Annotated in this window: 7 protein-coding genes; all 7 read right to left on the reverse strand. The window is 49.0% G+C overall.

The features are described 5' to 3' along the window. Positions 1-84: 84 nt before the first annotated feature. Positions 85-1,242 carry a CPBP family intramembrane glutamic endopeptidase gene (locus tag CJ255_RS20380; protein ID WP_097645918.1) on the reverse strand — a complete coding sequence of 386 codons (1,158 nt, stop codon included), beginning with the start codon at positions 1,240-1,242 and terminating at the stop codon, positions 85-87. Positions 1,243-1,462: 220 nt separating this feature from the next. Beyond that, the gene (locus tag CJ255_RS20385) at positions 1,463-2,569 is read right to left on the reverse strand and encodes an ABC transporter ATP-binding protein (protein ID WP_097645919.1); all 1,107 of its coding nucleotides are present in this window, start codon (positions 2,567-2,569) and stop codon (positions 1,463-1,465) included. 123 nt (positions 2,570-2,692) lie between these two features. Further along, on the reverse strand, positions 2,693-3,268 hold the full coding sequence (locus tag CJ255_RS20390) for a Uma2 family endonuclease (protein ID WP_097645920.1): 576 nt from the start codon (positions 3,266-3,268) through the stop codon (positions 2,693-2,695). Positions 3,269-3,598: 330 nt separating this feature from the next. After that, the gene (locus CJ255_RS20395; RefSeq protein ID WP_217352506.1) at positions 3,599-5,335 is read right to left on the reverse strand and encodes an ABC-three component system protein; all 1,737 of its coding nucleotides are present in this window, start codon (positions 5,333-5,335) and stop codon (positions 3,599-3,601) included. Between the two features lie 20 nt (positions 5,336-5,355). Beyond that, entirely contained in the window at positions 5,356-5,601 is a 246-nt protein-coding gene (locus CJ255_RS25005; protein ID WP_097645922.1) for an ABC-three component system middle component 6, read from the reverse strand. Beyond that, positions 5,598-6,509: an ABC-three component system protein gene (locus CJ255_RS23055; RefSeq protein WP_124682031.1), complete on the reverse strand. Its 912-nt coding sequence runs from the start codon at positions 6,507-6,509 to the stop codon at positions 5,598-5,600. Before CJ255_RS23055 ends, CJ255_RS25005 begins: the two co-directional genes overlap by 4 nt. A gap of 488 nt (positions 6,510-6,997) precedes the next feature. Further along, positions 6,998-7,350: NUDIX domain-containing protein (locus tag CJ255_RS20405; RefSeq protein WP_165774852.1), on the reverse strand; the 353-nt coding region annotated here is incomplete at its 5' end.

Here is a 7,350-nt window from a genome sequence, read left to right on the forward strand (position 1 = left end):
CCAATCTCCAATCTCCAATCTCCAATCTCCAATCTCCAATCTCCAATCTCCAATCTCCAATCTCCAATCTACAATCTGCTAACCCTAGCCCTCCAAGCCTATACTCAACATAATCAGTGTAAAATTGTAGACCCCATGGACAATTGCGGCAGTACTCGTATTGCTATATTTGCGTACCACTCCACATACAAGGCCAACCACAAAGACAATCAGCAGGGCATCCCAGTTATACTGAAGCGCGTGGAGGCTGACGAAGAAGAGGTTAGAGAGCAGAATGCCCATGCGTGGTTGCAGCACACCACGCACCGCAAGTTCCTCGCCAAGACCGGCGCTAACCCCGATGACAACGGCACCAAGTGGGTTCATGGCATAGGCCAGCAACTCCGTAAAGGCTTCGGTGTCGGTCACTGGCCAGCCCAACAATTCCCAAAGCCAATCAAGGCCAGCGCCTAGCAGTTGCACCACAAGTACCAGCAGCAGGGCAAGCGCCACGCCGCCCCCGACTTGGCGCATGCTCGGCTTGACCAGCCCTAAACGTAGGAGCGCGTTGGTGAGATTGCGGCGAATGCCATAGCCTACTGCCAACAATGCCGCTGGAATGGTCCAAATCAGGCCGTAGACTGTTTCACGCAGTTGCAGTCCTTCGTCTGCGTCTCCATCAACCAATACATCCACGAGTTGCAGCAGGGGCGGTGAACCGAGGACCAGCAACGGCATGAAGCAGATCAGGCTGATCACAAGCACCGCGATGAGCGCCGTCGTATGCACAAACGAACTCGGATCAAAGGGTAGCATACGGGCCAAGGCTTCGCGTAGCGGCGTAATCAGCAGCAGCAGACCAAGCGTACAGCTCACAAGGATGCCCAAACCAATCAGCGCCATACTGAGTAGCCCACCGGGCACAAACTGCGGCGGCGTCTGCGGGTCAAGCAGCGCCCCCTCAGTCAACGCGGCGATACTCAAGCCCAGCGTAATCAGCGCAAGCCCAGCGATCATCACAACTAGCCAAAAGCCGGTTGCAAACCAAGCCCAATCGGGACTTTTGCCAGCCAGATAGGCGAGGATGGCGAGGATGGCAAAGGGCATCACATTGGTGCTGGCCATCATAAAACTGCCCAACTCACCACCAACATTGTTACCGAGCAGAAAGAAGAGCGTAAAGAGCAGTGCGCCCACACCAAAGGGCAAGAGGCGCATAGGGGGCTGAGAGCCATGTTCCATCAGCGAACCAGAATTGTGCATGAACGTACATCCTTAAAGCTATGATTGAGGTTAACCTTTATAGCATAGCATGGATGCTGTATCGGGTGGAGGATGGGTAAGGCGAAGCGGCGAGAGCCTCGCCGCTTACCCTTAGAACATGCCGCATGATCAACAACGCTAAAGCCCATTGGAACGCCATGTTCGGCAATCTGCAATCTACAATCTGCAATCTACAATGGTATACCCCCCCAATCCACTGCTACACCAGAGCCTTCTCCGTCTCACGGTCGAAGAGGTGCATCTTGTCCATGTTGAGAACAATCTCAACATGCTGGCCAGTGCGCGCACTGGTGCGCGGATCGAGCCGCCCGATGAACTCTTTGCCGCTGCTTTCGATGTAGGCGTAGACTTCCGAACCCATCGGTTCGATCACATTGACCATGGTGGTGAGCCGCGCATTCTCGTCTACGCCACGCGGAATATAGTCGGCATCATGGATGTCTTCGGGCCGAATGCCGAAGCTGACACTTTTACCAATATGGCTACCGATCTTCGTGGCTTTGCTTTTGGGCACAGGCACGACAAACTCGTTGCCTACCACGACGGCCAATCCACCGTTGGCCTGCTCAAGTTTAGCCTCGAAGAAATTCATCGCGGGGCTCCCAATAAAACCAGCGACAAACATATTCTGCGGCTGATCGTAGAGATTCTGGGGCGTATCGAGCTGCTGCAAGATGCCGTCGCGCATCACCGCAATGCGCGTACCCATGGTTAGCGCCTCGGTTTGGTCGTGGGTCACATAGATAAAGGTGGTCTTGAGACGCTGGTGCAACTTACTAATCTCGGCGCGGGTCTGAACACGCAGTTTCGCATCGAGATTGGAGAGCGGTTCGTCCATAAGGAAGACGGAGGGATCGCGGACAATTGCACGCCCAAGGGCGACACGCTGCCGTTGGCCACCAGAGAGAGCTTTGGGCTTTCGGTCGAGCAGATGGCCAATCGAGAGCATCTCGGCAGCCTCTTTGACCCGCTGCTCGATCTCTTGGCGCGCCACCTTGCGTAATTTAAGCCCAAAGGCCATATTGTCGTAGACACTCATGTGGGGGTAGAGCGCGTAGCTCTGGAAGACCATCGCAATATCGCGGTCTTTAGGCGGCACATCATTCACAACGCGGTCACCAATCCAGATGTTACCTTCGCTAATCTCTTCAAGGCCAGCGAGGCAGCGCAACGCAGTAGACTTACCGCAGCCCGAAGGTCCGACCAGCACAAGAAATTCGCCGTCACCAATATCAATATTGAGATCTTTGAGTACAGTGACTTCAGCAAAGCGCTTCCAGACTTGTTCAAATTTGATCCCAGCCATGGGTGCCTCCTTCTGTTCCTTCGCTCCACTCCAACGCTGCGGCTTCGCGGGACTCATCGGCGGCCATCGCCACATAGCCAGCCTCAAGCTCACTTGTGGTAACGTGGGGCCGGGCGAGGTCTTCTATTGCTGCGTACTTGTCGGATAATAGGGAAACAAGTCATCAACTGCTAACGACCAGCCAGGAACGGCAGGCTCTGCCTCCGCGCTATCGCCACGACGGTAAATGGTTGGTATTTCCGGCGCATCTGCCCGATAAACACGGACAATGTCATCACTTAGCACATCAACATCCCATATAACGAGCGTGCCAGTTGCGAAATAATCTGCACGTTTCTCGGCAAGCTCACGTTCTGCTTGTTTCCCGTAGTCGTTTTCACTTCGTACTTCCACCGCGAAAACAGGCGCACCTTCAAGAAAGCGCATGCCTGTGGGCAGGCCCGTATAGAATGCAGCATCTGGGCTGAAGGATTGGCGGTGTGGTAAATGAACAACAAAGCCAGCATTGTCCCCGATTGCGTATCCGCTCCTTGTACGTCGGGCATACTCGCGCAAGCTGGAATAAATTTCGCCCGCGACATAATTCGGAAGAAAACCTGTCGGCGAGATTTCAACAACTACCCCATCAATCAATTCAGCTTTCCCATGTTCGGCCACACGTGCGAGAGCGTCAATGGTTGCGCTGTTTGTTTGTGTCATGGTCGCACCTCCATACAACGCCAGCTAATCGAACGAATACGTATAGTGTATCATACCAAATCCGATAGCCGATAGCTGAAAGCCGGACATGGCGTCTCAATGCCGCCGAACGTGACCATATAGCCGACTCGCTGACAGGCGTCTGGATCGGGACTCGCGCATGGCACGACGGGCACCAGCAAACTGCGGATGTTCGGCGTCGAGCGGTAGAATGATCGGGTTGAACGAGGCTGAGTCACTGCGCGTGAGGATTGCGCGAGAACGCCGCAGTTTGCGGCCCAAGTCGCGCCCGCGCTAGGGGGGGCGGCTGCGAGGCGGGGTTGGGCTGCTTTAGTCGAATCGTATACCGAATAAACCGCCTGTGGTTGTCGCATCAGTTAACATTGTAGGAAGTATATACTTATCTAGATCGAACTCTCTCACCAAGGTACGTGGTAATGTGTCTGAATTCATTGTTACAATATATTGTATTCCAATTTCTTGAGTGATTGCATTTCCTACTTCCAATGCTTTTGCAATCTGTCGCTCATCTACACCGTCAAATAGGTGGCTATCATGGACTAAAAAACCTAGCCCAATCCCTCTTTCACTACATAAACGCATCAGCATCATATCAAAGCAGAAAATTTGCATATTACTAATACCCTTGCTTTTTGATGCGGGCATTATAATATCAAATAAAGGTCCATTTATAGATTTTACTATTGTCAAACTTCCAGCTTGTTCATAAAGTGCATTAGAAATTTGTTCAAATGCAAGAATTGCACGTTGCAAAGCTTCGCGCTGTTCACTATAATCTTGCTGAAGACGACGTAATAACTGGGTTCGTTCTATGCCGAGTTGTGTTTTTTTTCCCTCTAACTGTTCCGCAGCAGCATAACGCTTTCGGATACCCTCGGCTTCACTTTCAGTTCGGGCATATTCCGTTTGTAACTGGGCAAATTGTTCTAGCGCCCCATATGAACGAAGTAGTGACATGAGTTCCATTTGTCGTACACTCAGTGTCTCTTGTGTTCTTCTTCTATCTTCAATACGCTGTCGTGAAGCTGCAATCTCACCCTCAAGATAAGTTCTGCGATTACGAACAATCGAATCGTGAAATATACGAACTTCATCGAACCGTCGTGATACGATCTCAGGAAGTACAACCCCAATTTCCTCGTATAGCTGTGCAAGATCTTCATAAGACGGATCAAGTTCATTGCGCAAAGATAGCTCAAGTTCTTCAATTAGCGCATTATCGATAGCATTATCATCAGACAACGACCCAATCTGCCTGCCTATACGCGAAGCTTCTATCTCAATCTCTCGATATTGAGGAAGCACTTGAAAAGAGTTAAGTTGTTCCCGTAATCGGCGAGCTTTATCTTCTGCAATGACCATTTGGGTACGTAATTCAGCAGTTGTTCCAATAACCTCGCTTAAAGTTCCTCCATCAGCAGCCTTACGAAGCTCTTTTAGCCCCTTTTCTTGCTCACGCACTAATTGCCAATCACGAGGTATTGTCCAGTCAAGACCCAAAAGATAAGATATCGCTACTTGCTGATCCCAAATTTGTTGCATATCGGACTGCTTATACGGGCTGATAAATGCATTTGACATTTGTCTCCTTACAAAATATGCGAAAAGCATCCTAAAATTAGGCCCAAATTTTTGCTCATCTACCATAGGATCGAGATTAAAAAAAGCTTGACCCAAAAAGTCTTTCCAATAGTTATTCGAAATGACAATCCCTAATGAACTTTCGCCGAAGGATTTTTGATCGTTAACGTCTAATCCGGAACTAGACAGGTCACCACGTACTCTGACATCACTGGATTTTTGAGCAGATCTTTCTACACTAAGCTTATTTCCTCGGATGTCAATATCCATACCAAAATAATATTCTTTAAACAGGTCTGATTTAAACAGTGCATGGCGATCCGCTCCCATGAGAAAATGTATGATCTCGATAAGACTCGTCTTTCCTGCACCATTACGTGTTTGTCTTTCTGAAGCCCCAGGCGATTTTTCAGCCAACAAGATGTTAAGACCTGGCTTAAAAGACAGGCTTTTGAATGTTGGCATATCACTGTAAATTCGGTGTATCACTGTTTGACTCTCCGAATTCTTCCGTCGATAAGTTCTATTGCATTCATAGTATATAGCAAATCCAAGGATAAAACAAACCAATCATAGGTTATTATCGTGTTCCCGTATTTTACAGTATAGGATCGCTTTAACTCTGTCCATAGCCTTGAAACCGTCTTTGGCTCGTCTAGCATGCGTAGAACTTCTCCACCTACCGCAATAAGTGCTTTAGTCGGATTAATCTGTTTTGACGGTAGTATCATTCTTCTGTCAATACTCTTGATGCTTCATAAATGTGACATCGTTCAAAAAGGTAAGCAATTACGGCTAATACTGAGCTTTGAGTTGCTGGATCAGGAACAAGATCACCTCCAGCAAACCGTTGTAGTTCGCAGAAAATTTCATCAGGAGTAAGCCTTTGCTCTTTCAATCTATTGTATTCATCCTGAAAAGATTGTGCAATGGATGCCCCAAAAGTTGGATCATGCCATCTATCGAAAAATCGTTGAACAAGTGGTGCTTTGCGCATTCCAAATTTTAGCAGTTCTTCCACAGAGTTTGAGAGACCATTTGCTTCAATTTTACCCGGTGGTACAGGTTGTATTTTTTGCACTAAATCTGGTTTGTGCCCGGCAATATTCGCAATAACAGGACGTAAATCTTCAATGCCAATACTTAACATATCCTTTGCAGAAGGTGCTGGCCCTAACAGTGATGATAAGGTGTCTATATTCATGCGAAAAACCTCGCGGCGTAACTCTTCAAAGCCACAAGGCTCAATTTTTATGGGGCTATATTTTTCCTCTAAGATGAGCAATTTATTAAGAATGTCAGGAGCAAGTCCATGATACGAATTATGTACAAATACCCAAATATCAAAATGTGCCTCCCAGTAAAGTAATGCACCTTTGAAATCTTCCTCTATTTTTTCTAATGCTTTTGCGATTCTCATCTCGTTTGGTGCATAAACCTGATATAGACATCTCCTTGATTTAAGATAACCATCATTTTTTCGATCACCGATATTCCCCCAAGGTCGAACTCTTTGAAAGTCACCGGGGTATGCCTTTTCCATTATTTCCTCAAAAAACGACTGAAATTCGGTTGATCTCTTTTTTAGATACTCTGATAAGAACTTGAGTTCGTAAAAATACCGTTGAATGTCATACATAAGTATCCCCTGCCTAGATAATTATAGAACATTCGAGCCGATCGTATATCCAGTCACTATATAATAACATAACGAGCATCGCTTGCTCTCGCAATGTGACGCCCAACATGAAGTAGACGGCGATCTTGCCGCCTACACCCCAATGATACGTGCTACGCGGCAATCATGCAACCTATGACCCGGCCTGCCTGTGCTCCACAGCGGCACTACACTACGGTGCAAACTGAAACGTTTCTACGAACCTTCGCTTAGGGTGGCAAAGCAACGGGGCAATCAACAACATCCGCTTCCCTAAAGCTTCTGGCGAGGGCGGCATGAGACTGTACCAATCAACAAGATTTGTCGATTATACGCGGTGCCGATCAGAATAAGCCAGATCTGCAGTGCTCGATGTGGCCAGTTGGGGTGTTCCTCAAACTAGTTGCTCATTGTGATAATCCTTGCTGGTACGCATACCAGAACACATCGCTGCCATCACGCAATGTGCGTTATGATGCATACCCCAACAGCGACCGCAGTTGGTGCATCAGCGGATGCGTGGCCTTTGCTGCGGCAAGTTCCGGGTTCCACTGCGCGGGATCGCGCAGATCGAACCAGGCCACGTCACGAATCGTTGCCAGCCCATCGTGGGCATCATCAGGATCAATCCCGCACTGCGCATCGCCCGCGACGACGCGACAGAGATAGGTGTGCAGCCATGTGTAGCCACCCTCAGGAATGTCGGGCGTCGCCCAAAGCAGCCGCTCTACGGTGACCGTGAGCCCCGTCTCTTCATGAACCTCGCGGCGCACACACGCCTCGGCATCCTCATCTGGCTCACGCCCGCCACCCGGAAAGATCC

It is taken from the genome of Candidatus Viridilinea mediisalina (assembly GCF_002532535.1).
Taxonomy (GTDB): Bacteria; Chloroflexota; Chloroflexia; order Chloroflexales; family Chloroflexaceae; genus Viridilinea; species Viridilinea mediisalina.

Excerpts from the sequence above, each read along its gene's own strand:
- CJ255_RS23055 (WP_124682031.1), bottom strand. The coding sequence starts at position 6,509 with ATGTATGACATTCAACGGTATTTTTACGAACTCAAGTTCTTATCAGAG.
- CJ255_RS20395 (WP_217352506.1), bottom strand. The coding sequence starts at position 5,335 with ATGCCAACATTCAAAAGCCTGTCTTTTAAGCCAGGTCTTAACATCTTG.
- CJ255_RS20380 (WP_097645918.1), bottom strand. The coding sequence starts at position 1,242 with ATGCACAATTCTGGTTCGCTGATGGAACATGGCTCTCAGCCCCCTATG.
- CJ255_RS25005 (WP_097645922.1), bottom strand. The coding sequence starts at position 5,601 with ATGATACTACCGTCAAAACAGATTAATCCGACTAAAGCACTTATTGCG.
- CJ255_RS20390 (WP_097645920.1), bottom strand. The coding sequence starts at position 3,268 with ATGACACAAACAAACAGCGCAACCATTGACGCTCTCGCACGTGTGGCC.
- CJ255_RS20385 (WP_097645919.1), bottom strand. The coding sequence starts at position 2,569 with ATGGCTGGGATCAAATTTGAACAAGTCTGGAAGCGCTTTGCTGAAGTC.